Source organism: Arenibacterium halophilum (genome assembly GCF_005938225.1).
GTDB classification, from domain to species: domain Bacteria; phylum Pseudomonadota; class Alphaproteobacteria; order Rhodobacterales; family Rhodobacteraceae; genus Arenibacterium; species Arenibacterium halophilum.
The window spans coordinates 331,764-357,315 of the sequence record NZ_VCPC01000003.1; the positions used below are offsets into that span (position 1 = coordinate 331,764).

Genomic DNA, 25,552 nt, shown 5'->3' on the forward strand with positions numbered 1-25,552 from the left:
CGGGCCGTTTGCCGGGCATCAGCCCGGGTTGGCCATTCCTGTCCACCATAACGTGGACGCACCTTTCAGGCCGCTTGTGCCGTTTGTGCCTTCCAGCCATTGGGAACGCCTTGGGCGCGCGCAGAAGCGCCGCCGCAAGATCTCTCCGTGGGTGTCACGCGCGATGCGCCTGATGGCTTTGCGTGCTGCTGCCCTGACGGGGCGGCGAAGCCGGACTGACTGAACGACAAAGTGACTGTCCAATGCGGACGGCAAATTCCGGTGCGACCGATAATGCACCGGGAATAATCTGGGGAAGTGACGTAATGAGTAACGATGGCTACGGCGATATGATCGACGACCGCATGGGGCGGTTGGATCGCGATCTGCCGCGACTAGGCAACCGGGGTATGTTCGGGCGCGCCGGAAAGACGGCGCGCGCGCGCGGGCATTTGCGTCTTGTATCCCGCAATGACAGCCCGGTACAGATCCGCACGGCCCCCGAGATGCAGGCCGGACGCGATCCGTGGCACGCGCTGAGACAGGCCGGGCTTGGCCCAGAGTCGATGTTTCGCGCGGATAGCCCGGCCGGTGCGGATACCGCTGTCGAGGCCGCTTTCGACATGCTGCGCACCAAGCTGGTGAAGATTCTGCGCACCAACGGGTGGAACCGTGTGGCCGTCGCCGCCCCGACGCGCGGCTGCGGCGCAACCTTTTCGGCGGTGTCGCTTGCGATGAGCCTTGCAGGCATTCCGGGCACCCGCACCGTGCTGATGGATATGAACCTGCGCCGTCCCGGCGTGGCCGACGCGCTCGACATGACAGCCGCGGGTACCATGCGCGCCTTCCTGACCGGCGCAACCGAAATGGGCGATCACATGGTCCGGGCGGGCGATGCGCTTGCACTGGGCTTGACGCGCGGCGCGGCGAACGACGCGGGCGACGTTCTGAACAGCGAAGTTTGTGCGACCGTCTTCAACGACATGATCGACCGTCTGTCACCTGATGTGGCGCTATGCGATCTGCCGCCGGTTCTTGAGAATGACGATCTTTCGGCCTTTCTGCCGCATGTCGATGGCGTGATCCTTGTGGCCGATGCCGACCGCACGACCGCCGATCATATTGCGCGGTGCGAAGAGCAGCTGTTCGGCCAGACCCAGGTTCTGGGCGTGGTGCTGAACCAGGTCGCCCGATCCGGCCCCGCGCCGTTTTTTGCATGACGCGGCAGGCGACAGCCCCGGACAAGACCAGACACATGCCCTACATGACACTTGACGACCTCGCCGAGATCCTGCGGCGCAGGCGTGCACTTATAATCTCGATCATCGGCTTCGGCCTGTGCGTAACAGCCATGCTGAGCCTCTTCGTGGCACCGGTTTATCGGGCCGAGGAAACGCTGGCGATTGCCCCGCCGCGTGTGATGGCCGAACTGGCGCTGGCCGACCGCGTCGTGCCTTTGGCCGCCGATCTGCCCCGCCTGCGCGACCGGCTGCTGGCGCACGATGTGCTTGACCAGATCGCGACGGCTTATGAATTGGAAGACGTGCCCGATCTTTCGGGCGCGGTGGACATGCGGTGGGACACGGCCGCCCCCGGCGCTGGCGGCATTGTCATTCGCGTCGATCTGCCCGATCCGTTGCAGGCACAGTTGGTCGCGCAAGAGCTGTCGCACCGGTTGATTGGTCTGTCGGCCGAGGAGCGCATCGTGGGCGCAGAACGGACGCTGGCCTATCTGACGGGCGAACATCGCGCTTTGAGAACCGCGATCTCGGGCCTGAACGTGCCGCCAGCGCGCCAGGGCGATCCGGCGCTGCGGGACGATCTTGCCCGGATGCGGACCGATCTGGCCGAGCTGACGCAGCGCATTGATATGGCCGGTGATCTGCACGATCTGGAACAGCGCCGACAGTTGGAGCGGTTCGAGGTTGTCGAACCGGCTCAGCTGCCCGACACCCCGATCCGCGATTCACGGCCGCTTCTGGCTTTGGCTGGCGGCGTGATTGGCGCGATCGTGGCCGTGGCCGTCGCACTGTTGGCCGAATGGCGCCACCCGGCGCTGCGCACGGCCGCGCGATTGCAGCGGCTGACCGGCCATGCGCCGCTGGCCGTGGTGCCGCGCGCCGCCGGATCGGACCGCGACGCGCCCCGGGTGCCGGTTTGGATCACGCGCATCGGGCAGGCTTTCCGACGGCGCTGGCCCTTTTTAATTTGACACCAGAATTAAATCGCGAAAGACTCTCGGAAACGGGAGGAACTGCATGTTTGCGGGATTGGATCTGGGCACCTCTGGCGTGCGTGCCCTGCTGGTTGGCGACAACGGCCAGCCAGTTGGCGTTGCCGATGTGGCGCTGGATGTCCAGCATCTGCATCCCGGGTGGAGCGAGCAGGCCCCCGACGCATGGACGCAGGCCGCCGCCGAAGCTCTGGCACAGCTGAAACAGGCCCACCCCAAGGAGATGGCGCAGCTGCGCGGGATCGGGCTGTCGGGGCAGATGCATGGGGCCACTCTGCTGGACGAAGCGGGCAAGGTATTGCGCCCGTGCATCCTGTGGAACGACACCCGCAGCCATGAACAGGCCGCCCGGCTGGACGCGACACCGGGCCTGCGCGAGATCAGCGGCAATATCGTCTTTCCCGGCTTCACGGCGCCAAAGCTGAACTGGCTGGCCGAACACGAGCCTGAAACCTTTGCCCGAGTCGCCACGGTGCTGCTGCCCAAGGATTATATTGCCTATTGGCTGACGGGGGTGATCGGGTCCGAGATGTCGGATGCCGCCGGAACCAGCTGGCTGGACACCGGGGCGCGGGCCTGGTCGGACGATCTGCTGGCCAAAACCGGGATGCGGCGCGACCAGATGCCCGAGTCGCGCGAAGGCACCGGCGTGGTGGGCACGATCCGGGGCGACCTTGCCGCCGAGCTTGGCCTGCCCGACGCGGTGCAGGTGGTGGCCGGGGGCGGGGACAATGCCGCCGCCGCCTGCGGGGTCGGCGCGCTGGCCGAGGGCGACGGGTTTGTGTCACTGGGCACCTCGGGCGTGTTGTTAGCGGCGCGCGACGGGTTCGCGCCCAGCCCGGAAACGGCGGTGCATACCTTCTGCCACGCGATCCCCGACACATGGTACCAGATGGGCGTGATCCTGGCCGCGACCGATTGCCTGAACTGGCTGGCACGGCTCACCGGCAGCAAACCCGCCGATCTGACCGCGCCGCTGGGCGACCGGATCACCGCGCCGGGCCGCCTGCGGTTCCTGCCGTACCTGTCGGGCGAGCGGACCCCGCACAACGACAGCGCCGTGCGCGGCGCCTTCCTCGGGCTGGACATCGGCGCCGGGCGCGACGATCTGGCCCGCGCCGTTCTGGAAGGCGTCAGCTTTGCCCTGCGCGACAACCTCGATGCGCTGGTGCGCACCGGCGCCAATCTTGACCGGGTGCTGGCGATTGGGGGCGGGGCGCGCTCGCGCTATTGGGTCGAACTGCTGGCGACCATTCTGGAACTGCCCGTCGATCTGCCCGCACAGGGCGAATTCGGGGCCGCGCTGGGCGCTGCGCGGTTGGCGATCTGCGGGGTCACCGGGGCCGCGCCCGCCGATGTGATGACCCGCCCCGCCATCGCCGAAACCATCGACCCGCGCCGCGATCTGGTGCCGTCTTATCGCGACGCTCACTCCGCATTCGCCGCCTCCTTTCCCAAACTGAAGGCCATGCCATGACCCATCCGTTCTTCGAAGGGATCGCCCCCGTCCGCTATGAGGGCCCCGACAGCGACAGCCCGCTGGCCTATCGCCATTACAACCCCGATGAAATCGTGATGGGCAAGCGGATGGAGGACCACCTGCGATTTGCCGTCGCCTATTGGCACTCCTTCGCGTGGGAAGGCGGCGACCCCTTTGGCGGGCAGACGTTCGAGCGTCCGTGGTATCCGCAGGACCAGATGAAAATGGCGCAGGTCAAGGCCGATTGCGCATTCGACATGTTCGACATCCTCGGCCAGCCCTATTTCTGCTGGCACGATGCCGACATCCGCCCCGAGGGCGCGGATTTCGCCGAAAGCCACGCGCGGTTCGAAAGCATCATCGACATCTTCGAGCAGAAGATGGCGACCCGCCCGGTCAAGCTGCTGTGGGGGACGGCCAACATGTTCGGCCACCGCCGCTGGATGGCCGGCGCCTCGACCAACCCGGACCCGGACGTGTTCGCCTATGCGGCGGCCACGGTGAAGATGTGCATGGATGCAACGCACCGGCTGGGTGGCGAGAACTATGTGCTTTGGGGTGGGCGCGAGGGCTATGAGACGCTGCTGAACACCGATCTGACGGCCGAGCTGGACCACATGGGCCGCTTCCTGAACATGGTGGTCGAGTACAAGCACAAGATCGGTTTCAAGGGCACCATATTGGTCGAGCCCAAGCCGCAGGAGCCGTCGAAGCATCAATACGATTACGACGTGGCGACGTGCTATGGCTTCCTGCAGAAGTACGGGCTGGAGCAAGAGGTCAAGCTGAACATCGAACAGGGACATGCCATTCTGGCGGGCCATTCGTTCGAACATGAACTGGCGCTGGCGGCCTCGCTGGGCGTACTTGGGTCGATCGACATGAACCGCAACGATTACCAGTCGGGCTGGGACACCGACCAGTTCCCCAACAACGTCCCCGAGGTTGCGCTGGCCTATTACCACATCCTGAAGGCAGGCGGGTTTACCACGGGCGGCACGAACTTCGACGCCAAGTTGCGCCGTCAGTCCTTGGATGCGCACGATCTGATCGCAGGCCATGTCGGCGCGATGGACATCTGCGCGCGCGGGCTGAAGGCCGCCGCCGCGATGATCGAGGATGGCGGGCTGGAGGACGCTTTGGCCGAGCGTTACGCGGGCTGGTCCACGCCTGAGGCGCAGGCCCTGCTGGACAGCGATTTCGACAGCATCTTCGCCCGGGTCCACGCGGGCAAGATTGTGCCGCAGCCGCGCTCGGGCCGGCAGGAGCAGCTGGAAAACTACGTCAATTGGTTCGTCTAGCGATGGTGCGGGCCGGTCTGGCAGGGCTGGCACTGGCGGGCGCGCTGTCCGGCGGCGCGGCCTCCGGACCCTTGCCCGACCCGGTTGCCGATTTCGCACAGCACCCCGAGGCACAGGTGCAGCTGGGCCAGCTTCTGTTTTACGACCCCATCCTCAGCGGCAATCGCGGCGTCAGCTGCGCCACCTGCCACCACCCGCGCTTTGCCACTTCGGACGGGCTGTCGCTGGGCCTTGGCGACGGGGCGAGCGGGCTGGGGCCAGAGCGGCGGATTGACCCCGAGAATACGCCCGAGGAACGGGTGCCCCGCAACTCTCCGGCGCTGTTCAATCTTGGCGCGGCGGAATTCACCCGCTTCTTCCACGATGGCCGGCTGGAGGATGACCCGGCCCAGCCCCATGGCATCCGCACCCCGCTGGGCCCCGATATGGCCGAAGGCTTCGACAATGCGCTGTCGGCACAGGCGATGTTCCCGGTGTTGTCACCGGATGAAATGGCCGGCCACTATTCGGAAAGCGATGTGTCGCAGGCTGTGCGGCAGGGGTTTCTGACCGGGCCGGGCGGCGCGTGGGAATTGCTGTCGGCACGGGTGGCCGCGCTGCCTGACTATCGCGCGCGGTTCGATCAGGTGATCGGCCCGCGCGCGATTGCGTTCACTGACATCGCCAACGCCATCGCGGCCTTCATCGCGGTGGAATGGCGCGCCGATGACAGCGCGTTTGACCGATTTCTGCGCAATGGCACCCCGCTGCCGGAAAAGGCCGCGCAGGGCTTGGCGCTGTTCTATGGCGAGGCTGGCTGCGACAGCTGCCATTCCGGCCTGTTCCAGACCGACCACGGCTTTCATGCCATCGCCATGCCACAGATCGGCCCTGGCAAGGCGGCGCGGTTCGAACGCCATGCCCGCGACGTGGGGCGGATGCGGGTGACGGGCGATCCGGCGGATGCCTACGCCTTCCGCACACCCTCGCTGCGCAATGTCGCGGCCACCGCGCCCTATGGCCACGCGGGCACCTATGCCACGCTAGAGGGCGTCATCCGCCACCATGCTGATCCGGTGGGCGCGCTGATGGCCTATGATGCGGGGCAGGCCGTTCTTCCTGATCTGCCGGATGCCGAGGACACGGCGGTTCTGCAAACCCCCGAGGATAAGGCCGCAATTGCCGCCGCCAATACGCTTGCGCCCCGGCCTCTGGACGACGACGACATCGCCGCGCTGGTCGCCTTTCTGAATGCGCTGACGGACGAAGCGGCGATCAAAGGCCGTCTTGGCATTCCCGACTCCGTGCCCAGCGGCCTGCCCGTTGACCGCTAAGGCCGCGTGATCAAAGTCACCCGGTCGGGTGCAACCGCCTGCCAGTCGCCTTTCTCGCCACCGGGCCACGTCACCCGCACCCGCAGGGGGCCGGTTTCGCCCAATCCGAAATGTTCCGGCAGGGCGCTGCCACCGGCATGGCCACCGCCAACGGTAACCTCGCGCAGGATGGTCCGCGCGCCGGTATCCACTTCGATCCAGGCGCCCACGGCGCGGGTGTTCACCCCCTCTTGCCGCAGGTCGATGCCGATCCAGTGGCCGGTCGCGGGCGTTACGTTGCGCCACACCTCGACCGGGCCTCGCCGATTGACCACCGCGATATCCAGCCGCCCGTCGCCATCCAGATCGGCCAGCGCCCCGCCGCGCCCCCGGTGCAGGCTGGCGATGCCCGCCACATCTCCGGCTTCGGCAAAACTGCCATCGGGCTGCTGGATCAACAGGTTGTTCGGATCGGCCCAGGCGCTGTCGGGCATCTGTTCGACGTTGCCCTTGACGATCAGGATATCATCGCGCCCGTCGTTCTGAACGTCGCCAAAGGCAACATGCCATCCGGTGCTGGGCCGCCCGTCACCGCCGGTATAGGGCACCGTTGCCGTGGTGCCCATCGCGTGCGGCACATCGCGGAAGGTGGGGGCGTCCGCACTGTCGCGCGTCTGCAGGCGCTGATCGCCCATCGAGGTCATCATCACCTCTTGCCGCCCGTCTCCGTCCAAGTCGCGTGAGGCTATGCCCATCCCCCACAGGCGATGCGTGACCCAACCCTCGGCAGCAGAAAAAAGGCGCGGAACCGGGGCCGTACGCCACAGCTGCTCCTCGCCGCCATCGACGTAATAATGCCGGTCGTTGCTGATGCGCAGATCGGTTGCGCCGCCGTGCTTCCAGTCGGAAAACAGCATCGAAAGCGCGCAATACCCCGGGCTTAGCGCAACTGGCGGGCCATAACGCGCGGCGTCGGGCCGATAGAGATGGTTCACATCACAGGCTCGGAACGGTCCTTGTGGGTCATCCCGGTTGACATAGTTGCCAAACGCCAGCGTTGGTAGCTGCCTCGCACCTTCCCATGTGGCCGAAAAGGCGGTCGTCCAGCGGTCCAGCCCATCGAACCCGATGTCGAAAGGCGCAAACCGGCACCCCGGCGCGCCCCGCAGGATCAGATTGGAGCCGGCGCGAAGGATCACCAGGTCCACCAGGCCGTCGCTGTCGATATCCAGCGTATAGGCGCCCGTCGCGCCCGTGACCTCGGCCGGACCGGCGTCGCCCCTTACAAAGGTGATCCCGGTGTCATCCGAGCGGTTCAGGAACAGCGCAGCCGGCGCGCTGCCCCCCACGGCGAACAGCTCGGGCAGGGCGTCACCATTGCAGTCGAACACCGCCAGCCCCCCGCCAACATAATGTTCCCATCCGCCTTCATAAGTATGGCCGGGCATGGCGACAGGGATGAATTCGGGGCCAGCCGCGCAGGCGGTTGCGAACATGCAGGCACACGCCGCACCCCAGCTTAGTCCAGGGTTCACGCGGTTTTCCAGCCGGCCTCGACCAGCGCCGCACCATAGCCGCGCGCGATCCGCATCTGCCCGCCCAGACCCTTGCGTTTCAACGCCGCGTGCATCTCAGGCAGGCGCCAGCAAGGCACATGCATCACCATGTGATGCTCCAGATGATAATTCACCCAATAAGGCGCGACGAACAGCCGCTCGATCGGGTTCGCCAGCGTGGTGCGCACATTCTGCAACGGGTTCTCGGATACTTCCGTGGCGCCATGTTCCGCAATGTTGCGCACCCGCAGAACGAATTGAAACCACGTGAGATAGGGCAGCAGCCAAAAGGCCAGGCCATACCACCATTCGCCCAACAGCCCCATCAGCACGATGATCCCGATAAATACGGGAAACGATTGCCACAGATCGCGTGCCTTGAAGGCCTGCGCGAAATCGGAATTCGCGGCCTCGACCGCCTCGTGATCGCCTGCCAGCCGCAATGACATCATGATCTGCGCAGCCAGCTGCCGAACGCCGGTTTGCCCCGTCAGATCGCGGGTGAACTTACGCTTCAACGAGGCGCGCGAGGTGGGAAATTTCGACGACAAAACAAGATCGGGGTCGCGCTCGGTCTGGGTAAAGCGATGGTGCGTCAGGTGGTAATGGCGATAGGCGTGAAGCTCGGCCAGAATCGGCCGCCCGCAAACCCATTCTCCAACGATCTCATTGGCGCGACGCGACCGGAACAACGCGCTATGGGCGGCCTCGTGCATCAGAATGGCAAGGCCCAATTGCCGCGACCCAATAATCATCACTGCCAGCAAAAACGTCAGCGGATTGGGCCAAAACGCAAAAGCGGCAACGGCCAGCGCGACCACCCCCCAGCAATGCACCACAAGCCAGGCGCCCATCATATCCGAACGCTCGGCCAGCGGACGAATTTCGTCAGATGTCAGAAACCGCTTGCCGGGGGTCATGACTCATCTCCTCCACCCCCATGATCTCAAACGCGGCGCGGCCCTGTCAACGCCGCCGCCACGTCACGACATGAACGAAAGAATAAACCGCGCTGCGCGCGATGCCTCCGGCGGGGATATTTGGACCCCAAAGAATGCAGGGGTTCTTTCCCGCTTCACCATCGAGAAAATACTCCGGGGGAGTCCCGCAGGGACGGGGGCAGAGCCCCCTTCTTCCTCTACCGCCGCCTCCCGGCCGTCGGGGCAGAGCGCCCGTTTGCACTTCAGCCCGTCGCGCCGCGCCAGTCGAAGAAACCGGGGCCGGCCTGATCGAGCAACCGCAGCGCCATTTCGCGGCCGAGCTTTCCGCCATCCTCAGTGGGGCATGTGGCGTCCTCTGTCAGTACTTCCGAGCCATCGGGGCGCAGGATTTCTCCGCGCAGGCGCAGGGTGCCGCCGCTCAAGTCCGCAAGGCCCGCGATCGGCGTCTCGCAGGAGCCGTCCAACGCGGCCAGAAAGGCGCGCTCGGCAGCAAGGCGCGTGGCGGTTTCAGAGTCGTGGATCGCCTCCAGCATCGCAGCGGCGCGGCTGTCATCGGCGCGGCGTTCGATCCCAATCGCGCCCTGCGCGACGGCGGGCAGCATCGCCTCGGGGGGGATCGGCGTTGCGGGTACGTCGCTGCGCCCCAACCGGTTCAGACCGGCACAGGCAAGAAAGGTGCACCCGGCCACGCCTTCGTCAAGCTTGCGCAGGCGGGTCTGCACGTTGCCGCGAAATTCGACCACCCGCAGGTCGGGACGGCGCGCCAGCACCTGTGCCCGGCGGCGCAGGCTGGAGGTGCCAACAACCGCTCCGTCGGTCAGCCCGTCAAGGCCGGTCAGCGTTGGCGATACGAAAGCGTCGCGCGGATCTTCCCGGGGGAGGTAGCAGTCCAGTACCAGCCCCTCGGGCTGCAAAACCGGCATATCCTTCATCGAATGCACCGCAATGTCGATCTGCCCGGTCAGCAGCGCCTGTTCGATTTCGCGGGTGAACAGGCCCTTGCCGCCGATTTCTTTCAACGGGCGGTCCTGCACCGCATCCCCGGTCGTCTGGATCACGACGATGGAAAAGGCCTCGGCCGGCAGATCGAAGGCAATGGCCAGCCGGTCGCGGGTTTCACGGGCCTGCGCCAGCGCCAGCGGCGAGCCGCGGGTGCCGATGCCAAGCGGGCGGGCAAGAGAGGGGCGTTCAAATTCCATGGCCCTGTCTTTAGTCGCGACACAGTGCCCTTGCAATGGCTCCGGCCCTTGACATCGGCCCGCCCGGGCGCGACCCAACAGCAGCCAACCGACGGAGGACCCATGGCCAGCACCAAGAAAATCCTGCGCGCCCTTGCAGGCGAACGACAGGACATCCCGCCGGTCTGGATGATGCGGCAGGCCGGGCGCTACCTGCCGGAGTATCGCGCCACGCGCGCGCAGGCCGGCGATTTCCTTTCGCTGTGCTATGCGCCCGATCTTGCGGCCGAGGTGACATTGCAGCCGATCCGCCGCTACGGATTTGACGCGGCGATCCTGTTTGCCGATATCCTGCTGGTGCCGCAGGCGCTGGGCGCCGATCTGTGGTTCGTCACGGGTGAGGGCCCGCGTTTGTCGACCGTGACCCAGCAGCGCGATTTCGACGTGCTGAAACCGGCCGACGCGATCCACGACACGCTGTCGCCGATCTATGACACCGTGCGCATCCTGTCGCGCGAATTGCCCGAGGACACCACGTTGATCGGCTTTGCCGGCGCGCCCTGGACGGTCGCGACCTACATGATCGCCGGGCAGGGCACACCCGATCAGGCGCCCGCGCATGCGCTGCGGCAGGAAAACACCGCCCTGTTCGAGGCGCTTCTGGAGCGCATCACCGAAGCGACGATCCTGTATCTGTCCGCCCAGATCGAGGCCGGCGCCGAAGTGGTCAAGCTGTTCGATAGCTGGGCCGGGTCGCTGTCGGGCGAGGCGTTCGACCGCTATGCCACGAAACCAGCGCAGCGGATCATTTCCGAGCTCAAGGCGCGCCACCCCGATGTGCCCGTCATCGCCTTCCCGCGCGAAGCGGGCGACAAGTATCGCGGATTCGCCAAGGCGACGGGGGCTGATTGCGTGGCGCTCGACAATTCGGTCGATCCCGTCTGGGCCGCGCAGAACGTGCAGTGCGACGGTTGCGTGCAGGGTAACCTGAAATCGTCGCATATGGTGACGGGCGGGCAGGCGCTGATCGAAGACACGCGCACCATTGTGCAGGCGTTTTCGGGCGGTCCGCATATCTTCAACCTGGGCCACGGGATCACCCCGGATGCCGACCCCGAGAACGTCCAGCTGATGATCGACACCATTCGCGGAAAATGAACAAGATTCGGTCTTGACGGTCCGGCGCGGCTGGCTTAGGTCAGCCCTCGCCTGTGGCGGAGTAGCTCAGTTGGTTAGAGCAGCGGAATCATAATCCGCGTGTCGGGGGTTCAAGTCCCTCCTCCGCTACCATTCAATCCTGGTGATCTTTGAAAACGTGAAGAAGCGGTTCGACTGCGTACCGTTCGTCTGCGAAGAATCGGTGCCCGCGATCGGGATACCGGGACATCTGTGCCAAAAGTGCAGAGAGATGCCGTTCGCTTCGATTTTTAGGAAGCTCAGCATGGAAACCTGATGCGGCCAGCGCTGCGCCGGCTTCACATTGGCGGGTGCCGGGCTCTCGAATTTCGGTCAAGCGATGCGGTGATGGCCACAAGCCCGCGCCACTCCGGGTTCTCATACGCCGCTATCCAGCCTGTCTGTGCCCGCTACTGATTCCCGCACCGACATCCAGAAACTCGTCCATGAAAAGGCTCATCAGTTCCAGCCGGGACGCAACGCCCGTTTTCCGGAAGATATTTGACGTCTGCGCCTTGACCGTACCCTCGGCGGTGGACCTGGCCGAAGCGATCTCGGCAATGCTCAGCCCCTTCAGCATGTACATCGCGATGTCACGCTCTGCCGGCGTGAGTGTCCATTCGTCGAACTTTCCTTGCACGAAACTGTCCATCTCGCCGCGCAGAAAACGTAGGGATTCCGACTGCCGCGCGTTGCGTGCCTGAAGCCAGCGCAACTGGCGAACAAGTATGCGGATCGCCAGGATCAGCGCCCCGGCCGAGAATACCTCGAAGAACAGGTGCGTCAGGTCAAGCACGGTTGGCGCATTGCTGGCGATGACGCGCTCGTAGATATCGCTCGCCACGTCGAAGACGAAAAAAACAACGCTGCCGATCAGGAACGCCGTGACATATTTCAGCGTACTCGCCTGCATGGACCCTATGTGCTGCATGAGATTTCCTTGGATTTCGTAGAAGCTATTACACGGCAACCACGGCGCAAGGGCAATGACGGCTTGGCTTGACGGCCTGCGTCATTCCGCAACGTATGAAACGGCGAACAGGCCCTCCGGGGAAGGCCTGTTGTTTGCTGCGGCGTTGCGGCACCCGGCAGCACGGAGGCATCGGGATCACTGGACCCGCGTCCACTGGCCTCCGTTTCGGCAGATCAGCCCGCCAAGGACGCACCCGTTGACCGAGATGCGGTCGCCCGACAACTCGAGCTTCGACATGTACTCCTTGTCGCGGTCCGGGGCGTAGATCCGGCCTTGGTACTCGGTCGATGTGCTGTGGGTCAGGCTCCACACGATCTGCCGCCCCAGTGTATCGGGCTGGATCGCCTCGCCCTGGGCGTTTTCCGCCCGCTCGAGCACGCCGCAAAAGTTTGTTCCGCAAATGCCGACACGGATAAATCCGACGTCCCCGTGGTCATCCGGTGCCGTGCGCCACAGACCTTCGATCGGATCGGCAAGCGCCGGGGAGGCTGCAAACAGAGAAATCAGGAAAAGAGTCGCGAATTGTTTCATGGTCTTGGTCTCGTTTGGTGGGATTGGTGAGTTGAACCGGGCAAGACAGCTCAGAGGTTGCCCATGCCGATGAAAAGCTGCCGGTTGGTGTCGACGATGGCGCGACGGCCGTGCATGACGCGCGTGTTGTCCAGAACGGCAATGTCGCCATCCTGCCAATTGATCTCATGCGTGCAGGTCTCGGCCAGCGCACGTATCTCCTCGATCTCGTCTTCGTTGACGATATCCGCGCCGCCGAACCGATAGCGGGGCGGCGCATAATTGTGCGATGGACCAAGCACTGCGTTTGCAAACCCCTGCCCGCCCGACAGGGCAGAGCCGCGCACCGGCGCCACTGTCAGGCGATAGTTGATGCCGCCATCTTCCAGCATGTCGAATTCCTGGTTCGGGATTGCGGCACGGAACTGTTCGACGTGTTCCGGCGCGACCTCTTCGGGATGCGAGATCGCAGGATGTTCATTGGCCAGGTATCGCTTCCACAGCTGTTCTGGCAGGTAGCGTTCCACAATCAAGTCGCGCTGCCAGCGGGCCTTTTGCACGTCACTCATCGCGCCGAAGACTTCGCGCCCGTCGCATACAGTTGTCTGCGAGCCCTCGACCGCTGCGACCGGGCTATAAAAGGCGACGATATCGGGGCAAACGGGTGTGTTGCCATTCTCGGTATGCAGGCCGATAGGACCGATACCGGCATCGACTTTCTGGGTATTGGCATCCCCGTATTCTCGCGCCGGATCAAACGTTATCTTGCGGCACAGCGCCGTGGTCAATCTGCTGAACGCCGCCATATCGGGGCGAAAGCCACGCAGCAGGGTCCAGCCATTTTCTTTCAGGTGCGCCCGGATCTGCGTCAAGACGAGCGGGTCTGTCACGGATTGCCCCTCTGTCGTAGGGCGGATGATGTTGTAGCTCATGGATCAAGCTTCTTTCTGTCTGGTGTAGGAATTGAGCGCGGCCTGCGCCCTGGCCGTCCCGGCCTTGTGGGTCAGCGCGGTGTCGATGAGCGAAGGGGCCAGTGCCTGTATCCCTGCAAAGAGGCGTTCGCCGAAACCGGGATAGATCGTGTTTTTACCCGCCATGACGCCGGACCAAGCGCGCCGGGCAACGCGCTGGGGATCGTCCAGCACCATGCCGAAAGGCTCGACCAGATGGTCAAAGGCTTCTTGTGTTGGCGTGCGCGTCGCGCGGGGGGCGACGTAACTAACGGAGATGCCGAATTCCGACAGTTCACGGCGCAGCGCGTCCGACAGGCCGCGAAGGGCAAATTTCGTGGCCGAATATGCGGTGAAATAGGGGAAGGCGATCAGCCCGAACATCGACCCGATGTTTACGATCCGTCCCTGCGCCATTGACAGCGCCGGGACAAGATCGCGGGTCAGCAGCATGGTGGCTGTCAGGTTTGTGCCAACCGTCCGCGCGATTTCTTCATCGCCGAGGTCGGTCAGGCGCCCGACGGCCAACCTGCCGGCATTGTTCACCAGCATATCCAGCCGGTCCCCGGCCGCCGCTGTGATTGCGGCGCGGCCTTCAGGCGTGGTGATATCGGCCGCGACGAGCCTTACCTTCCCGGCCTCCAGCAGTTGTGCCGTTTCCTCAAGCTGCGCCCTTCTGCGTCCGACAAGGACAACGTCATACCCTGAACCGACGGCTTCGATGGCAAGTGCGCGGCCGATACCGGAACCGGCTCCGGTAATCAGGGCAACGGGTGTCTTGATCGTCATGCGACCCGCTCCTTTCGTTCATTGCAAAGAGAGTGAAAGGGAAGAGACGCCGAGAGATGGCCGAGCTGGCTCCGATCAATCCCGCCGCCAGGCTTCACGAGCCCCTCATGCGAGGCTGGCGCGAATCCTACTCGCACCGGTCGCGCATATTGTGGCAGGTTGGCGAGCAGGTGTTTAATTCGGGCCGGGTCAACCGGCGCCGTGATGACCGCGATGATCTCGAGCATGCCGTCTTCTGCAAGGCGAAGCCCGGCAGCGGGAATATTCGGGTCTGCGCAAAGGCAGGATTCGACCCATTCGGGATTGATATTGCGCCCCTGCGGCGTGACGATCAGCCAGTCCTTGCGGCCCTCTATGATCAGGTGGCCATTTTCGATCCGGCCAAGATCGCCGGTGCGCCATTCTCCGCTTACCGGAGTCTGCCCAATGTACCCCTCCATAACGGTTGGACCGGACACGACGATCTCGCCATCATCTATGCGCACTCGGACCCCGTCCAGAATTTCGCCCACAGTTCCCGGTTGGGGGTTACCTGGTCGAGCCATTGATACGACCGAGCAACATTCCGAAAGGCCGTATCCCTCGTAGACGTGCAGGCCGTGGGCCTTGGCGTCGGCCAGCAGCGCCGGAGAGGTCTTTGCGCCGCCTACGGCCACAAGCCGCAGACTTTCGGGAGCGTTACACCTCTTTAACTTCAGTTCAGACACCATCCGGGCGAGCAGGGCCGGAACGAGAATCGTCGTGGTCGGCCGAGCGGCTTCCATCATCGCCATCACCGGCTCCATCGGTCCACCAAACAGAGCAGTCAGCGCTTCGGGACAGAAGCAGACCTCGGCTCCGGCCAAAAGTGGCAGGTACAGACCAGCGACCTGTTCCAGCAACTGCGCAACCGGCAGAAGCGAAAGATGCCGATCGTCCGACCGCGGCGAAATAGCTTTCTCAAGCCCTGCAATAGCCGCGGCCATCTGGCGTTCACCGATAATCACACCTTTCGGTGTCCCGGATGAGCCCGATGTGAATATGATCCGCCGCGCACCAGCGACAGGCAGGTTCAGCGGATCGCCCAGCGGCGGGCACGCCTCGGGACGTGGCAAAGATTCAGTTGCCACCAACGTGTCAGACCTGCCGATGAAGGTCTCAATCTCCGCTGCCGTTGCGATATGCGCCCTTTGGGTGGGCGAGAAGAACGGCGGAACGTGCACCGCGACGTGGCCGTAAAAGGTCAGCGCGATATCTGCGAGTGCGGCCTCCAGCGGATCGTCGCAGCTTATCCCGACAACACGAGGACTACTTGCCAGTGCTTTGGCGCTTTCGGCGAGAAACCCCGCCAGCGCGCAATATGAGATGGTTCTTGCACCAGAGCGCAACGCGATCTTGAACGGGGTTTGCAGCGCATGCAGGGCCAATGCCCGGAAAACACGATCGGTCATCATGCCGTCTCCGCGCGCGGCATCGCGGGATCAGCCGTCTGAACCGGGTCGCGAAAGGCGCAGACCCAGGGATCATGGCTATAGTAGTCGCCCCATTGGCCCGGATCCTGTACTCGGCCGGGGTCTGCCGGTGCCAGCATGAGCGGCTTGATGCGCGCGCGTTGGATCAGCCGACGGACCTCGGTCGTCGCGGTGAAGAGCCCCCAGCCGATGCCGCGTTCTCGTCCCCACTGAAAGACCGCGCGCAGCGTGGGATAGGCTGCAAACGGCGACCTGCACGCGAAGCCCCCAACTTCAAGGATCGTTGCGGGCACCACCGCCAATCCGGTCCGGCGAGACAGCAACTCGCTGACCGGGAGGTCAAGGTACTGCTGCGAGAAGAAGGTTTCATCGTGGCACCGGATGCTCGTGGCGCAAACCACCTCGCCAGTACGGGCTGTCGTGATCACGAGGCGCGAGGGCCTAATACGGGTGTCCGCCGAAAAGGCCGTGCGGTAGCCGTGGTCAATATGCTCCAACGCCTGCTCGAACAGGCTTTTGGTTGCTGGATCGTCGTCCACGACAATGGTCGTTCTCATTTGGTTGCTCTCCGCAAAAGGAGGCTGCTCTTGCCTCGATTTCCGAAGATGTCCTGCGTCGTAGTCTCAAATTCCATTGGACTGAAGGCACAGAAAGACGGTGATCGGCGATATACGACTATAGTTTATGCCGACACTGCCTGACTGCTTGGCGTCCGCTCGACGCATCTGGCCATCGGTTTGCGGAAGCTTGCGGTTGCGTCAACGTCAGGGACAGTTGCTGACGTCAGGCCAGGCGACAATGCGGACTGGCACGAGGCGCTAGCCTACGGGGTGACGATTGGCCGTCGGCTAAGCGACACTATTAGGGCCGCGCCAAGACGGAACCGTTCGGGCCGCAGCGCCCGATGACGGGCGGCAGCGGATTTCTTGATGGGGCGATCTATCGGCGCGGTATGGCCATGGTGTGATTTGGACCGGCGTCATACTGGGTCGGCGTGGCAGATTGATCTTTGCAAACCAGCCTTCGCGCAGGTGGCCTGGCAGGCCGGGTCGCAAGGCACCCGGCCCTTGGGGGCGGCAGATGAAAGCCGTTTAACCCATTTTTTCCGAAGAATAGGCCCCGGGTGAGGCCGGGAATACCACCGTCTTGTCCTTGTTCAAAAAGGTGCGGCGGTTGGCGTGGGCGTGGACCGCGCGGGCCAGTACCTGCGCCTCGACATCGCGCCCAAGGCTGACGTAATCCGTCGCGCTTTGGGCGTGAGTCACGCGCACGATGTCCTGTTCGATGATCGGGCCTTCGTCCAGATCGGCGGTCACGTAATGCGAGGTGGCCCCGATCAGTTTGACGCCACGCTGGAATGCCTGCTTGTAGGGGTTCGCGCCCTTGAAGGACGGCAGGAACGAGTGGTGGATGTTGATGATCCGGCCGGACATCTGCTTGCACATCTCGTCGCTGAGAATCTGCATGTAGCGTGCCAATACCACCAGTTCGGCCCCGGTATCGCGGACAACATCCATGATTGCGGCCTCGGCCACGGGTTTGTTTTCCGGCGTGACCTTGATGCAGTGGAACGGGATGTCGTGGTTCACCACCACCTTCTGATAGTCGGTGTGGTTCGAGATGACGGCAACGATTTCGATCGGCAGCGCGCCGATGCGCCAGCGGTACAGCAGATCGTTCAGGCAGTGACCGAAGCGGCTGACCATCACGACGACCTTCATTTTTCGCGCTTCGTCGTGGAAGGCGTATTCCATGTCGAACCGTTTCGCGATTTCGGCGAAGGCTTCTGTCAGCGAGTCAGGGGTCTGGCCAGCATCCAGCTGAAAGCTGGTGCGCATGAAGAACTGGCCGTTCTCCATGTCGTCGAACTGGCTGCTGTCGGTGATGTTGCAACCGTGTTCGGCAAGGAATGTCGAAATCGCGGCGACGATCCCGACGGTGGAAGGGCAGGTGACGGTCAGGCAGTAACGGTTCATCTAAGGCGCCTTGTCTCTGGGCGTGGAAGGTCGGGCCTGTGTGTGGGCCCGGGCGTGATGCGGTATCGGATGCGCGCCTTGCGGGAACAAGACCGCGCGGCGCCAAGAGGGTCAGTTTCCGCCCTCGTAGCTCATGATTGCATCGAATCGCGGCGCGTTTGCGCCACCTTAAGAGAAAGCAACGGCATCGCTGAAGCGCGCGCTCAACGGACGCCACACGCAAAAATGATGCGCGAATGGAACCACAGGGGTCTTGGAGGGTTTGTTTGTCAATAGATCCAAGGCGATGGGTGGCAGGGCCGACGACGGCTCGGTTTTCGCAGCACCCCGCCAGAACAGGAGCGTAATATGTTAGAAATTTCTGGTATCGGCGGTCTGATCATTCTGGTGCTCGACATCTGGGCACTTGTGTCGATCATCGGGTCGTCAACGAGCACCGGCAAAAAGGTACTGTGGTGTCTGCTTGTCCTGATCCTGCCTGTCGTGGGCTTCCTGATCTGGCTTATTGCCGGGCCGCGATCGACCGCACGACACGCGTAATCGACCACCAAACGGTTTCAAAATTGCAGGGCGGGCCTTTCGGTCCGCCCTTTGCACGTTTGAAAAGGGCGTGCCGCGCCGACTACAGGATTGGCCGGCGCATTTCGGGCTCGAGCTCGGCTTCTGCAACCTCAGCCAGCTTCTTCACATCATGCACCGTCAGCGTGCCTTCGCTCCAGTTCAGCAACTGCCGCGTCCGCAGTCGCGCAAGTGTCTTGTTTGTGTGCACCAGCGACAGGCCCAAAGCGTCGGCCAGGTCATGTTGGCGATAGGGCAGGGGCATCGCATCATTGCGCACCAGTCCCAGGGCCCGACCACGCTGGAAAATCCGCAATAACGCCCAGGCGATCTTGGCCTCTGCGCTGCGCTGGCCCATTGTCAGAAGCGTTTCGCCCATGAAATGTTCCTCGACTGCTGCAATCCAGGTCAGATCGTAGGCGCGCGCCGGGTGGCTTTTGAACAAGGTCCAGACATTCGAACGGTCAAAGACACACAGTCGCATTCGCGTTGTTGCCTCGACCGAATGTCCCATTTCGCCCATGATACCGGCCTGCAGGCCGATGAAATCGCCGGGGAAGATGAAATTGAGCACCTGCCGGTCGCCGCTGGGCGTGGACTTGTGGCGCAGGCCCATACCGTCAAACACGGTGTAAAGCTGCGGGCTGTTGCTGCCTTCCATCAGGATCGGAGTGCCCGGATCCACTGTCAGTTCGCCCACCTTGAATCGATTCATGAACCGGATTTCATCGCGGGTCAGCTCTTTGAACATACTGCGCTTTTGCAGCGGGCAGGTCTCACAACTTTGGGCCATTCTGAGCCTCGTTCTCTATGTCATAGTTTATAGCGAGCTGCCCCGCGGATTGCTAAGCGGATCACTTATAGTGGGGAACGTACATGTATTTCGTGGTCGAAAAAGACCGAGTCGTCGCGCTCGACATTTCCGAGGCGCTGCGCGAGTACCGCGAAAATGCGGCAGTCCATGTGTTTGAAACCGTGCAGAAAGCGCGCACCGGAGTGCTGTCGTTGGGCACCCCGCAGGCGGCAGTTGTCAGCCTGTCTTCGCTTACCGAGATCGAGCCGGAAGAACTTTCTGCCATAGGCGAGATTTCACAGCATGTCGTGCTGATTGTCGACAGCGAAGAGGCTCTGACGGCCCTGCCGCCCAATTGCATCATCGTGGTGCGTCCGTTCGGATCGTCGACATTGGCCGCGGCATTGCTCAGACTTTCCTCCGACTAGGCCGGGTTCCGGCCTGAAGTCCGGCCAGAAACGCCTCCATCAGGGGGTTATGAACCGGAGCAGGCGGTACGACCGCGCGGCGGCGCGGTGAACTGGCAAGAGCCAGCACGATGAAACCCAGGCCGCAATAGCCAGCACCCAGAACGGCGGCGGCTGTCAGCGTGCCATAGGCGAGCGACAACACAATCCACATCGCGGCGGTTAGGAAGCCCAAGCCGATGCCCAGCAGAAGCAGCCCCGCTGTCAGCAGGGCTGCCTTTCGCGCCGCCGAAGCGGCGGCGTATTTCACGCTGGCGAACATATCAGCGGCGGCTGGTCAGAAGTCCGACAAGAAAGCCCGCGCCAGCGGCAAGACCGAGGGCCAGGCCGGGCTGAGTCGTGATGAACTGGTTGGCCTGTGCCTGCGCTTCGCGCGCGCGCGCTGTAACCTCGTCCACAGCTTCCGAGCCCTTGACCATGGCGCCGGTCTTGAGATCGTCAGTTTTGGCACGACCGTATTCGGCAACGCTCGATGTCAGGTTCGAAAGATCCTTGCGCAGTGTCGCGATCTGCTTGCTCAGGTCGTCGACCGAGACGTCATTCGATTTCGTATTGGTGGGGATTGTGGATGCGACGTTGGCCATAAAAGCCTCCTGTCTGTTTGTGTACGTTAGTCTGTACGTAAAACGCTCGCTTGGGCTGTTGGTTCCACGTAGGAAGCAAATTGCAAGGTCCCGCCGAGATCGCGCTCGGCCCCGTGCCGTGGCGGGAACCAGTTCAGGGAATTCCGCGTTTCATATTCAATCGCGCCGAGCAGGCGCACCATATGTGAAATCTTGGAAAGGGTATGAAAATGCTGCACTGGGCTCTTATTTTCTTCGTCGTTGCCATCATCGCCGCTGTCTTTGGATTTGGCGGCATCGCAAGCGCTTCGGCTGGTATCGCGCAGATTCTGTTCTTCATCTTCCTTGCGCTTTTTGCCATCGCGCTGATCGCGCGGGCCATGCGCTCACGCTAGGGCACACGATAGGTGGATACGCAAAAGCCCCGGTCGATTGACCGGGGCTTTCTTGTATTCTTTAGAGCCGATTCAGCGATGTGTCTGGCTCAGACCTTCAAAGTTTCTGTCGAGGCAAAGAACATTGCCTGGCTGACGGCCGATTTGACCTGATCTTCCTTGTAGGGTTTGGAAATCAGGAATGCGGGTTCGGGGCGTTCTCCCGTCAGCAGCCGCTCTGGGAAGGCGGTGATAAAGATTACCGGAACGTCGCCGATCAGTTTCAGCAGATCGTTCACGGCGTCGATCCCCGAGGAATTATCGGCAAGCTGAATATCCGCCAGGATCATGTCGGGGCGCACCTTCTGCCCGATCTCCACCGCGCTTTTGTGCGTGCGGCCAATGCCGGTTACCGAATGACCCAGCTCTGTGACGATGGCGCTGATGTCGGCGGCGATGATCGGCTCATCTTCGATCACGAGGATCTTGCCCGAAATCGCATTCTGCATGTCGGTGCGGGCAACCTCGATCAGATGGCGGACTTCGTCGCGGTCGATATCCATGATAATTGCGATATCAGCGATGGAAAATTCTTCGACCGTGGCAAGTAGCAGCGCCTCGCGCGTGTTGGTTTGCAGCGCGGCCAGATGCTGTTGCGCACGCCCGTTCAGTCCGTCGCCTGCTTCCGCTGTCGGCGCACCGGAACTTGTCCAGATGGCGTGGAAGCAACGGAATAGCGAGACGCGAACAGGATGCTCTTCGGTGAACATCGACCGGTCCTGAAGAATGGTTTCCAACGTCGCCACGGCGTATTTGTCGCCACTGTCCTGATTTCCGGTCAATGCCCGGGCGTAACGACGCAGGTATGGAAGCTCGGCCGCGATCTGATCGGAAAGATCGGGTGTCGCTTGCGTGTTTGACATTTTTATCGCCTTTTTGTCGTATTCCGTGGAACCTAACGCAGGCCTGCGACGTTTGGTTCCCGACGGAATGCACATTTTACGTGTTTGAACATACATCAGAGAGAAGCGATGGCCACCGGGAAAGACGAGGACGCGGCGCGCATCGAGGAAATCATCGACCAGAATTTGAAGCTGGTCTACTCGGATCTGGTTCAGGATGAGCTCCCTGACAGGTTCAAGGATTTGCTTGCGGTGCTCAAGGCACAGGATGCCGGGGGGAAAGCCCAGAAATGACCGAGAAAGATCCTAGGGACGGGTTGGTAGATCATCTTCCAGCCCTGCGTGCGTTCGCGCTGAGTTTGACCCGCAACAGTGCCACGGCCGATGATATGGTTCAGGACACCGTGGTGAAGGCTTGGACCAACATCGAGAAATTCAAGCCGGGCACCAACATGCGGGCCTGGTTGTTCACCATTCTGCGCAACACTTACTACAGTCGCCGACGCAAGATGAACCGCGAAGTGGCCGATGTGGATGGCGTGTTCACGGCCTCGCTGTCGGTCAAGCCGGACCATGACGGGCGTATGCAGTTGAACGACTTCAAAAAAGCATTCGAAACGCTGCCCGATGAACAACGCGAAGCATTGATCCTTGTGGGGGCTTCGGGATTTTCCTACGAAGAAGCGGCCGGCATGTGCGGAGTCGCGGTCGGGACGATCAAGAGCCGTGCCAACAGGGGGCGGTCTAAGCTGGCCGAACTTCTGGAACTGGGCAAGGAAGGCCCGGTCGAGTTGACCGACCAGGCAACCATGGCCGTGGTGGCCGGAGCAGGCAACGGATTGCAGTGACATCCGACACGAATGATCGGGCACGGTGGTGGAACAGCCTCCATGTGCGGCTGCTGGTGATGATGTCACTGGCGCTGCTCCCGGTTGGGCTGATCGCAATTACCCAGACCCGCGCGGTTTCTCAGAACACGTTGCGCAATTCCGAGCTGGCATTGCTGGCGCGGGTCGAACGTTCGGCGTTGAATGAACGTCTGGCGATCCAGCGAGCCATGGGCGCGGCCAATACCATCGCGGCCTACGCGACCGAGCTTGCGCGCGATCCGCTGGCGTGTTCCGCGCGGCTTCGCGGCATTGCGGAAAATTCCGACCGGTTCAGTTTCATGGGGCTTCTGCCCGTCGATGGGCAGGTTTTGTGCTCCACCGCGAGCCAGCCGTTCGAGCTTTCTCAGGATTCACCTGCACGCACGCTTATGATGCAGCGCGACCCCGTGGTGCGCGTCAACACACGCGCCCCGATCAGCAAGGTGTCGATCATTTCGGTGTCTGTGCCGTACTACGACGGCGAGGCGATTGCCGGGCGCGTTTCGGTTTCGCTTCCGCTTGAAAAACTGCGGGCCGTCGACGAGGTGCGCGAACGTGCGCTGTTGGATCTGGTCACCTACAATGACAGCGGCGAAGTGCTGACACAGGTCGGAGCGGCCGAGAAACTGGAGAGCGAACTGCCCGCTGGTCTGACGTTGCACGGGTTGACGGACGAACGCGCGCGCGCATTTACCGGCTATAGCCGTGGCGGAGAGATGCGGATATATACGCTGGTTCCAATCGAGGCGAACCAGCTGTTCGTTCTGGGGATCTGGGATGCCCGCCGGGGCGTGGCCGATCAGCTGGGCGACCGTTTGCCGCCAATCCTGTTTCCGATGCTGATGTGGCTGACCAGCCTTTTGGTGGTGCTGTTCGCCATTCACCGTCTGGTGACCCGCCACATTCGCAACCTGCGCCGCCAGATGGTGCGCTTTGCCCGCGACCGGACACTTTCAGGTGATGGCGCCAAACGTGGCGACATGCCTGCGGAACTGTTCGAGATGCAAAGCAGTTTCGATACCATGGCGTATTCGATCATGCAGGACGAGGCGCGGCTGGAGAATGCAGTGCGCGAGAAGAACGTGTTGATCCGCGAGATTCACCACAGGGTAAAGAACAACCTGCAGCTGATTTCGTCGATTCTGAACATGCAGATTCGCGACACGCCCAGCGAAGGCACGCGCGATATTCTACGCCGTGTGCAGGACCGGGTTCTCAGCCTCGCGACGATCCACCGCGATCTGTATCAGGCCAACACGGCGGGCATGGTCAACGTTGGCAACCTGCTGCGCGAAATCGTCGAAAAGGGTGCAGAGATCAGTGGCGACGAAGTCGCGCTGACACTGAATATCGAAGATGTCATGTTGTACCCGGATCAGGCGGTTCCGATGTCCCTTCTGGCATCCGAAGCGGTGACCAACGCACTGAAATATGGCCAGGGGGATTCGGGCAAACAGGTCATCGACGTCAGCCTGACCCGCGAGGGCAAGACCTGCGAGTTCCGGATCGTCAACGCCCTGGGGAACGGGGAGCCCGACAGCCCGAGCACAGGCATGGGCACCAAGCTGATTAACGCTTTCGCGATCCAGTTGGGGGCCGATCTTGAAACCGACCGCAGTGACGACACCTACAGCCTGACGGTACGCTTCGACGAAGCCGATTTCGTGCCGCAGGCGGAGACATACTGATGTCACCGACCGGCGATCCCTCTGGGGTGACGTCACTGAAGGTCTGCATCACCGCGCAGCAAGCCTTCCCCGAGTTTGAACGCCTGTTTCTGGCGGCTCAGTCCGAGATCGTGATGGCGTTCCGCATATTCGATCCCTGGACCCCGCTTTATTCTGACGAGGCCCGCGCGATTGGCGAAACCTGGTTCGATCTGATCGCGCATACGCTGGCGCGCGGGGTCAAGATCGACATTTCGATTTCGGATTTCGATCCGGTCATCCGGGTTGAATTGCACCGTCTGACGTGGCGCTGCCTGCGGGCGCTGTTTGCAGCCGGAGAGATCTCGGGGCGGCCTGAATTGCTGTCTGCCCGGTCCGCCATGCACCCGGCGCGCGTTGGATTACTGCCGCGCCTGATCTTCTGGCCGCGCACGGTGATGGAAGTCGCCAAAACCGCCCGCCGCGTCAATCACAAGCTGAAAGACAAGCTGGACCGCTTCCTGTTCGAAGTGCCCTTCCTGCGCGGGCAACTCAGCCGGGCCGGTCAAAAGGTCTCGGCGCGGCTGTTCCCGGTGCCGATGCTTGTGCCCGTGACGCATCACCAGAAATTGGCGGTCTTCGACGAACGCTATTTGTATGTCGGCGGGCTGGATCTGAATGAACGCCGCTATGACACGCCCGAACACGAACGCGCCGCCGAGCAGACATGGCACGACGTGCAGGTGATCGTGGAAGGCCCGGCAGTGGCGGATGCGTTGGAACATCTGCGCAGCTTTGAAGACGTTGTGGCCAATCGCAGGGATGTACCGGCGCTGCCGCATCTTGTGCGCACGCTGTCGCGCAAACGGTCATTTGAGTTGCTCAGCCTGTCGCCAAAACGGTGCCTGGCCGAGATAAACGCGGCCCATCTGAAGGCGATCGATCGGGCGGAAAAGCTGATCTATCTGGAAACCCAGTATTTCCGCGACCGTCGTCTGGCGGCACGCCTTGCGCAGGCCGCGCGGGACAACCCCGACCTGCGGTTGATCCTGATCCTGCCCGCGGCGCCCGACGATGTGGCGTTCGAGCAATCCAGCTCGGGCGATGCGCGCTATGGCGAATATTTGCAATGGCGGTGCGTGCGCAAGATCCGAAAGGCTTTTGGCGACCGGCTGTTCATCGGTTCGCCCGCGCAGCATCGCCCCAGTGGCCGTATGGATCGCAGCCAGACCCACGGCGCACCGCTGATCTATCTGCACGCGAAGGTGTCGATATTTGACGGTGACAGCGCGATCGTGTCTTCCGCCAATCTGAACGGACGCTCGCTGTATTGGGACACGGAAACCGGGGTGTGCCTGACCGCGCCAGACCAGATCTCTGAACTGCGCCGCGCGTGCTATGATCACTGGTTGCCAAAAGGGGCAGAGGACCGTTTTTTCGAAGACGCCAGCGCGCAGCAGGCCTGGGCGGAACTGGCGGCGGAAAACACGCGCCGCCGGCCGGAAGACCGCAAGGGTTTCCTTGTGCCCTATCGCGAAACCCGCGCCCGTGTGTTCGGCCGCAATATCCCGGTGATCCCCGAAGAAATGGTCTGA

27 protein-coding genes and 1 tRNA gene are annotated in these 25,552 nt (G+C 62.7%); 14 read left to right on the plus strand and 14 right to left on the minus strand.

Features of this window, described 5'->3' with window-relative positions:
• Positions 1-305 precede the first annotated feature (305 nt).
• From FGK64_RS14815 to FGK64_RS14835, 5 genes are read left to right on the plus strand one after another with little or no spacing between them, the layout of a single operon-like run.
• Positions 306-1,199: a CpsD/CapB family tyrosine-protein kinase gene (locus tag FGK64_RS14815; protein WP_138864611.1), complete on the plus strand. Its 894-nt coding sequence runs from the start codon at positions 306-308 to the stop codon at positions 1,197-1,199.
• 35 nt (positions 1,200-1,234) lie between these two features.
• Positions 1,235-2,191, plus strand: coding sequence for a GumC domain-containing protein (locus FGK64_RS14820; RefSeq protein WP_138864612.1), 957 nt, complete (start codon positions 1,235-1,237; stop codon positions 2,189-2,191).
• Between the two features lie 46 nt (positions 2,192-2,237).
• Positions 2,238-3,689 carry a xylulokinase gene (gene xylB / locus FGK64_RS14825; protein ID WP_138864613.1) on the plus strand — a complete coding sequence of 484 codons (1,452 nt, stop codon included), beginning with the start codon at positions 2,238-2,240 and terminating at the stop codon, positions 3,687-3,689.
• Positions 3,686-4,993 (plus strand): xylose isomerase, encoded by a 1,308-nt coding sequence (gene xylA, locus FGK64_RS14830; RefSeq protein ID WP_138864614.1) that lies wholly within the window; start codon positions 3,686-3,688, stop codon positions 4,991-4,993. Before xylB ends, xylA begins: the two co-directional genes overlap by 4 nt.
• A gap of 2 nt (positions 4,994-4,995) precedes the next feature.
• Complete coding sequence (locus tag FGK64_RS14835) at positions 4,996-6,306, plus strand: cytochrome-c peroxidase (RefSeq protein WP_138864615.1); 1,311 nt, start codon at positions 4,996-4,998, stop codon at positions 6,304-6,306.
• Here the strand turns inward: FGK64_RS14835 and FGK64_RS14840 are convergent.
• From FGK64_RS14840 to hemC, 3 genes are all read right to left on the minus strand, one after another.
• Positions 6,303-7,781 (minus strand): CRTAC1 family protein, encoded by a 1,479-nt coding sequence (locus FGK64_RS14840; protein ID WP_138864616.1) that lies wholly within the window; start codon positions 7,779-7,781, stop codon positions 6,303-6,305. The genes FGK64_RS14835 and FGK64_RS14840 overlap by 4 nt on opposite strands.
• A 35-nt stretch (positions 7,782-7,816) precedes the next feature.
• Positions 7,817-8,761, minus strand: a complete 945-nt coding sequence (locus tag FGK64_RS14845) for a fatty acid desaturase family protein (RefSeq protein WP_138864617.1) — start codon at positions 8,759-8,761, stop codon at positions 7,817-7,819.
• 263 nt (positions 8,762-9,024) lie between these two features.
• A complete protein-coding gene (gene hemC, locus FGK64_RS14850; RefSeq protein WP_138864618.1) occupies positions 9,025-9,981 on the minus strand; it encodes a hydroxymethylbilane synthase in 957 nt (318 codons plus the stop codon).
• 102 nt (positions 9,982-10,083) lie between these two features.
• On the opposite strand from hemC, the gene hemE reads away from it, so the two are divergent.
• Both hemE and FGK64_RS14860 read left to right on the plus strand, forming a co-directional pair.
• A complete protein-coding gene (hemE, locus tag FGK64_RS14855) occupies positions 10,084-11,118 on the plus strand; it encodes a uroporphyrinogen decarboxylase (protein WP_138864619.1) in 1,035 nt (344 codons plus the stop codon).
• A 55-nt stretch (positions 11,119-11,173) separates the two neighbouring features.
• Positions 11,174-11,250, plus strand: a tRNA-Met gene (locus FGK64_RS14860).
• Positions 11,251-11,524: 274 nt separating this feature from the next.
• Here the strand turns inward: FGK64_RS14860 and FGK64_RS14865 are convergent.
• From FGK64_RS14865 to purU, 7 genes are all read right to left on the minus strand, one after another.
• On the minus strand, positions 11,525-12,067 hold the full coding sequence (locus FGK64_RS14865) for a helix-turn-helix transcriptional regulator (protein ID WP_138864620.1): 543 nt from the start codon (positions 12,065-12,067) through the stop codon (positions 11,525-11,527).
• A gap of 177 nt (positions 12,068-12,244) precedes the next feature.
• Positions 12,245-12,640, minus strand: coding sequence for a DUF2147 domain-containing protein (locus FGK64_RS14870; protein WP_138864621.1), 396 nt, complete (start codon positions 12,638-12,640; stop codon positions 12,245-12,247).
• 50 nt (positions 12,641-12,690) lie between these two features.
• Entirely contained in the window at positions 12,691-13,551 is an 861-nt protein-coding gene (locus FGK64_RS14875) for a TauD/TfdA family dioxygenase (RefSeq protein ID WP_138864622.1), read from the minus strand.
• 3 nt (positions 13,552-13,554) lie between these two features.
• Complete coding sequence (locus tag FGK64_RS14880) at positions 13,555-14,358, minus strand: SDR family NAD(P)-dependent oxidoreductase (RefSeq protein ID WP_138864623.1); 804 nt, start codon at positions 14,356-14,358, stop codon at positions 13,555-13,557.
• Positions 14,355-15,791 (minus strand): AMP-binding protein, encoded by a 1,437-nt coding sequence (locus tag FGK64_RS14885; RefSeq protein WP_138864624.1) that lies wholly within the window; start codon positions 15,789-15,791, stop codon positions 14,355-14,357. The genes FGK64_RS14880 and FGK64_RS14885 overlap by 4 nt, the downstream gene beginning before the upstream one ends.
• Positions 15,788-16,366 (minus strand): thermostable hemolysin, encoded by a 579-nt coding sequence (locus FGK64_RS14890; RefSeq protein ID WP_138864625.1) that lies wholly within the window; start codon positions 16,364-16,366, stop codon positions 15,788-15,790. The genes FGK64_RS14885 and FGK64_RS14890 overlap by 4 nt, the downstream gene beginning before the upstream one ends.
• Before the next feature lie 534 nt (positions 16,367-16,900).
• A complete protein-coding gene (gene purU / locus FGK64_RS14895) occupies positions 16,901-17,785 on the minus strand; it encodes a formyltetrahydrofolate deformylase (protein ID WP_138864626.1) in 885 nt (294 codons plus the stop codon).
• A 348-nt stretch (positions 17,786-18,133) separates the two neighbouring features.
• On the opposite strand from purU, the gene FGK64_RS14900 reads away from it, so the two are divergent.
• Positions 18,134-18,325 carry a PLD nuclease N-terminal domain-containing protein gene (locus tag FGK64_RS14900; RefSeq protein ID WP_138864627.1) on the plus strand — a complete coding sequence of 64 codons (192 nt, stop codon included), beginning with the start codon at positions 18,134-18,136 and terminating at the stop codon, positions 18,323-18,325.
• Positions 18,326-18,407: 82 nt separating this feature from the next.
• On the opposite strand, the gene FGK64_RS14905 is transcribed toward FGK64_RS14900, so the two are convergent.
• Positions 18,408-19,136, minus strand: coding sequence for a Crp/Fnr family transcriptional regulator (locus FGK64_RS14905; protein WP_138864628.1), 729 nt, complete (start codon positions 19,134-19,136; stop codon positions 18,408-18,410).
• 83 nt (positions 19,137-19,219) lie between these two features.
• Between FGK64_RS14905 and FGK64_RS14910 the strand changes: the two genes are divergently transcribed.
• Positions 19,220-19,564, plus strand: coding sequence for a hypothetical protein (locus FGK64_RS14910; RefSeq protein WP_138864629.1), 345 nt, complete (start codon positions 19,220-19,222; stop codon positions 19,562-19,564).
• Here the strand turns inward: FGK64_RS14910 and FGK64_RS14915 are convergent.
• Together FGK64_RS14915 and FGK64_RS14920 are read right to left on the minus strand one after the other, a co-directional pair.
• Positions 19,545-19,865 (minus strand): hypothetical protein, encoded by a 321-nt coding sequence (locus tag FGK64_RS14915; protein WP_138864630.1) that lies wholly within the window; start codon positions 19,863-19,865, stop codon positions 19,545-19,547. The genes FGK64_RS14910 and FGK64_RS14915 overlap by 20 nt on opposite strands.
• A 1-nt stretch (position 19,866) precedes the next feature.
• Positions 19,867-20,187 (minus strand): DUF883 family protein, encoded by a 321-nt coding sequence (locus FGK64_RS14920; protein ID WP_138864631.1) that lies wholly within the window; start codon positions 20,185-20,187, stop codon positions 19,867-19,869.
• A gap of 209 nt (positions 20,188-20,396) precedes the next feature.
• Here FGK64_RS14920 and FGK64_RS14925 point away from each other — a divergent pair, with 209 nt between their 5' ends.
• Positions 20,397-20,561 carry a DUF1328 domain-containing protein gene (locus FGK64_RS14925; protein WP_138864632.1) on the plus strand — a complete coding sequence of 55 codons (165 nt, stop codon included), beginning with the start codon at positions 20,397-20,399 and terminating at the stop codon, positions 20,559-20,561.
• 89 nt (positions 20,562-20,650) lie between these two features.
• Here FGK64_RS14925 and FGK64_RS14930 read toward each other — a convergent pair whose 3' ends face one another.
• Positions 20,651-21,463, minus strand: a complete 813-nt coding sequence (locus tag FGK64_RS14930; RefSeq protein ID WP_138864633.1) for a response regulator — start codon at positions 21,461-21,463, stop codon at positions 20,651-20,653.
• 108 nt (positions 21,464-21,571) lie between these two features.
• Between FGK64_RS14930 and FGK64_RS22190 the strand changes: the two genes are divergently transcribed.
• Genes FGK64_RS22190 through FGK64_RS14945 form a run of 4 tightly spaced genes read left to right on the plus strand, consistent with a single transcriptional unit; the run spans position 21,572 to position 25,552 of the window.
• Positions 21,572-21,736, plus strand: a complete 165-nt coding sequence (locus FGK64_RS22190) for a NepR family anti-sigma factor (RefSeq protein ID WP_171054094.1) — start codon at positions 21,572-21,574, stop codon at positions 21,734-21,736.
• A complete protein-coding gene (locus FGK64_RS14935; protein ID WP_138864634.1) occupies positions 21,733-22,290 on the plus strand; it encodes an RNA polymerase sigma factor in 558 nt (185 codons plus the stop codon). The genes FGK64_RS22190 and FGK64_RS14935 overlap by 4 nt, the downstream gene beginning before the upstream one ends.
• A complete protein-coding gene (locus tag FGK64_RS14940) occupies positions 22,287-23,999 on the plus strand; it encodes a sensor histidine kinase (protein WP_138864635.1) in 1,713 nt (570 codons plus the stop codon). The genes FGK64_RS14935 and FGK64_RS14940 overlap by 4 nt, the downstream gene beginning before the upstream one ends.
• Positions 23,999-25,552: a phospholipase D-like domain-containing protein gene (locus FGK64_RS14945; RefSeq protein ID WP_138864636.1), complete on the plus strand. Its 1,554-nt coding sequence runs from the start codon at positions 23,999-24,001 to the stop codon at positions 25,550-25,552. Before FGK64_RS14940 ends, FGK64_RS14945 begins: the two co-directional genes overlap by 1 nt.

Excerpts from the sequence above, each read along its gene's own strand:
- FGK64_RS14820 (WP_138864612.1), top strand. The coding sequence starts at position 1,235 with ATGCCCTACATGACACTTGACGACCTCGCCGAGATCCTGCGGCGCAGG.
- FGK64_RS22190 (WP_171054094.1), top strand. The coding sequence starts at position 21,572 with ATGGCCACCGGGAAAGACGAGGACGCGGCGCGCATCGAGGAAATCATC.
- FGK64_RS14925 (WP_138864632.1), top strand. The coding sequence starts at position 20,397 with ATGCTGCACTGGGCTCTTATTTTCTTCGTCGTTGCCATCATCGCCGCT.
- FGK64_RS14900 (WP_138864627.1), top strand. The coding sequence starts at position 18,134 with ATGTTAGAAATTTCTGGTATCGGCGGTCTGATCATTCTGGTGCTCGAC.
- FGK64_RS14870 (WP_138864621.1), bottom strand. The coding sequence starts at position 12,640 with ATGAAACAATTCGCGACTCTTTTCCTGATTTCTCTGTTTGCAGCCTCC.
- FGK64_RS14865 (WP_138864620.1), bottom strand. The coding sequence starts at position 12,067 with ATGCAGCACATAGGGTCCATGCAGGCGAGTACGCTGAAATATGTCACG.
- FGK64_RS14905 (WP_138864628.1), bottom strand. The coding sequence starts at position 19,136 with ATGGCCCAAAGTTGTGAGACCTGCCCGCTGCAAAAGCGCAGTATGTTC.
- FGK64_RS14815 (WP_138864611.1), top strand. The coding sequence starts at position 306 with ATGAGTAACGATGGCTACGGCGATATGATCGACGACCGCATGGGGCGG.
- FGK64_RS14885 (WP_138864624.1), bottom strand. The coding sequence starts at position 15,791 with ATGATGACCGATCGTGTTTTCCGGGCATTGGCCCTGCATGCGCTGCAA.
- FGK64_RS14915 (WP_138864630.1), bottom strand. The coding sequence starts at position 19,865 with ATGTTCGCCAGCGTGAAATACGCCGCCGCTTCGGCGGCGCGAAAGGCA.
- FGK64_RS14945 (WP_138864636.1), top strand. The coding sequence starts at position 23,999 with ATGTCACCGACCGGCGATCCCTCTGGGGTGACGTCACTGAAGGTCTGC.
- purU (WP_138864626.1), bottom strand. The coding sequence starts at position 17,785 with ATGAACCGTTACTGCCTGACCGTCACCTGCCCTTCCACCGTCGGGATC.
- FGK64_RS14890 (WP_138864625.1), bottom strand. The coding sequence starts at position 16,366 with ATGAGAACGACCATTGTCGTGGACGACGATCCAGCAACCAAAAGCCTG.
- FGK64_RS14845 (WP_138864617.1), bottom strand. The coding sequence starts at position 8,761 with ATGACCCCCGGCAAGCGGTTTCTGACATCTGACGAAATTCGTCCGCTG.
- xylA (WP_138864614.1), top strand. The coding sequence starts at position 3,686 with ATGACCCATCCGTTCTTCGAAGGGATCGCCCCCGTCCGCTATGAGGGC.
- FGK64_RS14835 (WP_138864615.1), top strand. The coding sequence starts at position 4,996 with ATGGTGCGGGCCGGTCTGGCAGGGCTGGCACTGGCGGGCGCGCTGTCC.
- FGK64_RS14840 (WP_138864616.1), bottom strand. The coding sequence starts at position 7,781 with ATGTTCGCAACCGCCTGCGCGGCTGGCCCCGAATTCATCCCTGTCGCC.
- xylB (WP_138864613.1), top strand. The coding sequence starts at position 2,238 with ATGTTTGCGGGATTGGATCTGGGCACCTCTGGCGTGCGTGCCCTGCTG.
- hemE (WP_138864619.1), top strand. The coding sequence starts at position 10,084 with ATGGCCAGCACCAAGAAAATCCTGCGCGCCCTTGCAGGCGAACGACAG.
- FGK64_RS14935 (WP_138864634.1), top strand. The coding sequence starts at position 21,733 with ATGACCGAGAAAGATCCTAGGGACGGGTTGGTAGATCATCTTCCAGCC.
- FGK64_RS14875 (WP_138864622.1), bottom strand. The coding sequence starts at position 13,551 with ATGAGCTACAACATCATCCGCCCTACGACAGAGGGGCAATCCGTGACA.
- FGK64_RS14930 (WP_138864633.1), bottom strand. The coding sequence starts at position 21,463 with ATGTCAAACACGCAAGCGACACCCGATCTTTCCGATCAGATCGCGGCC.
- FGK64_RS14910 (WP_138864629.1), top strand. The coding sequence starts at position 19,220 with ATGTATTTCGTGGTCGAAAAAGACCGAGTCGTCGCGCTCGACATTTCC.
- hemC (WP_138864618.1), bottom strand. The coding sequence starts at position 9,981 with ATGGAATTTGAACGCCCCTCTCTTGCCCGCCCGCTTGGCATCGGCACC.
- FGK64_RS14880 (WP_138864623.1), bottom strand. The coding sequence starts at position 14,358 with ATGACGATCAAGACACCCGTTGCCCTGATTACCGGAGCCGGTTCCGGT.
- FGK64_RS14920 (WP_138864631.1), bottom strand. The coding sequence starts at position 20,187 with ATGGCCAACGTCGCATCCACAATCCCCACCAATACGAAATCGAATGAC.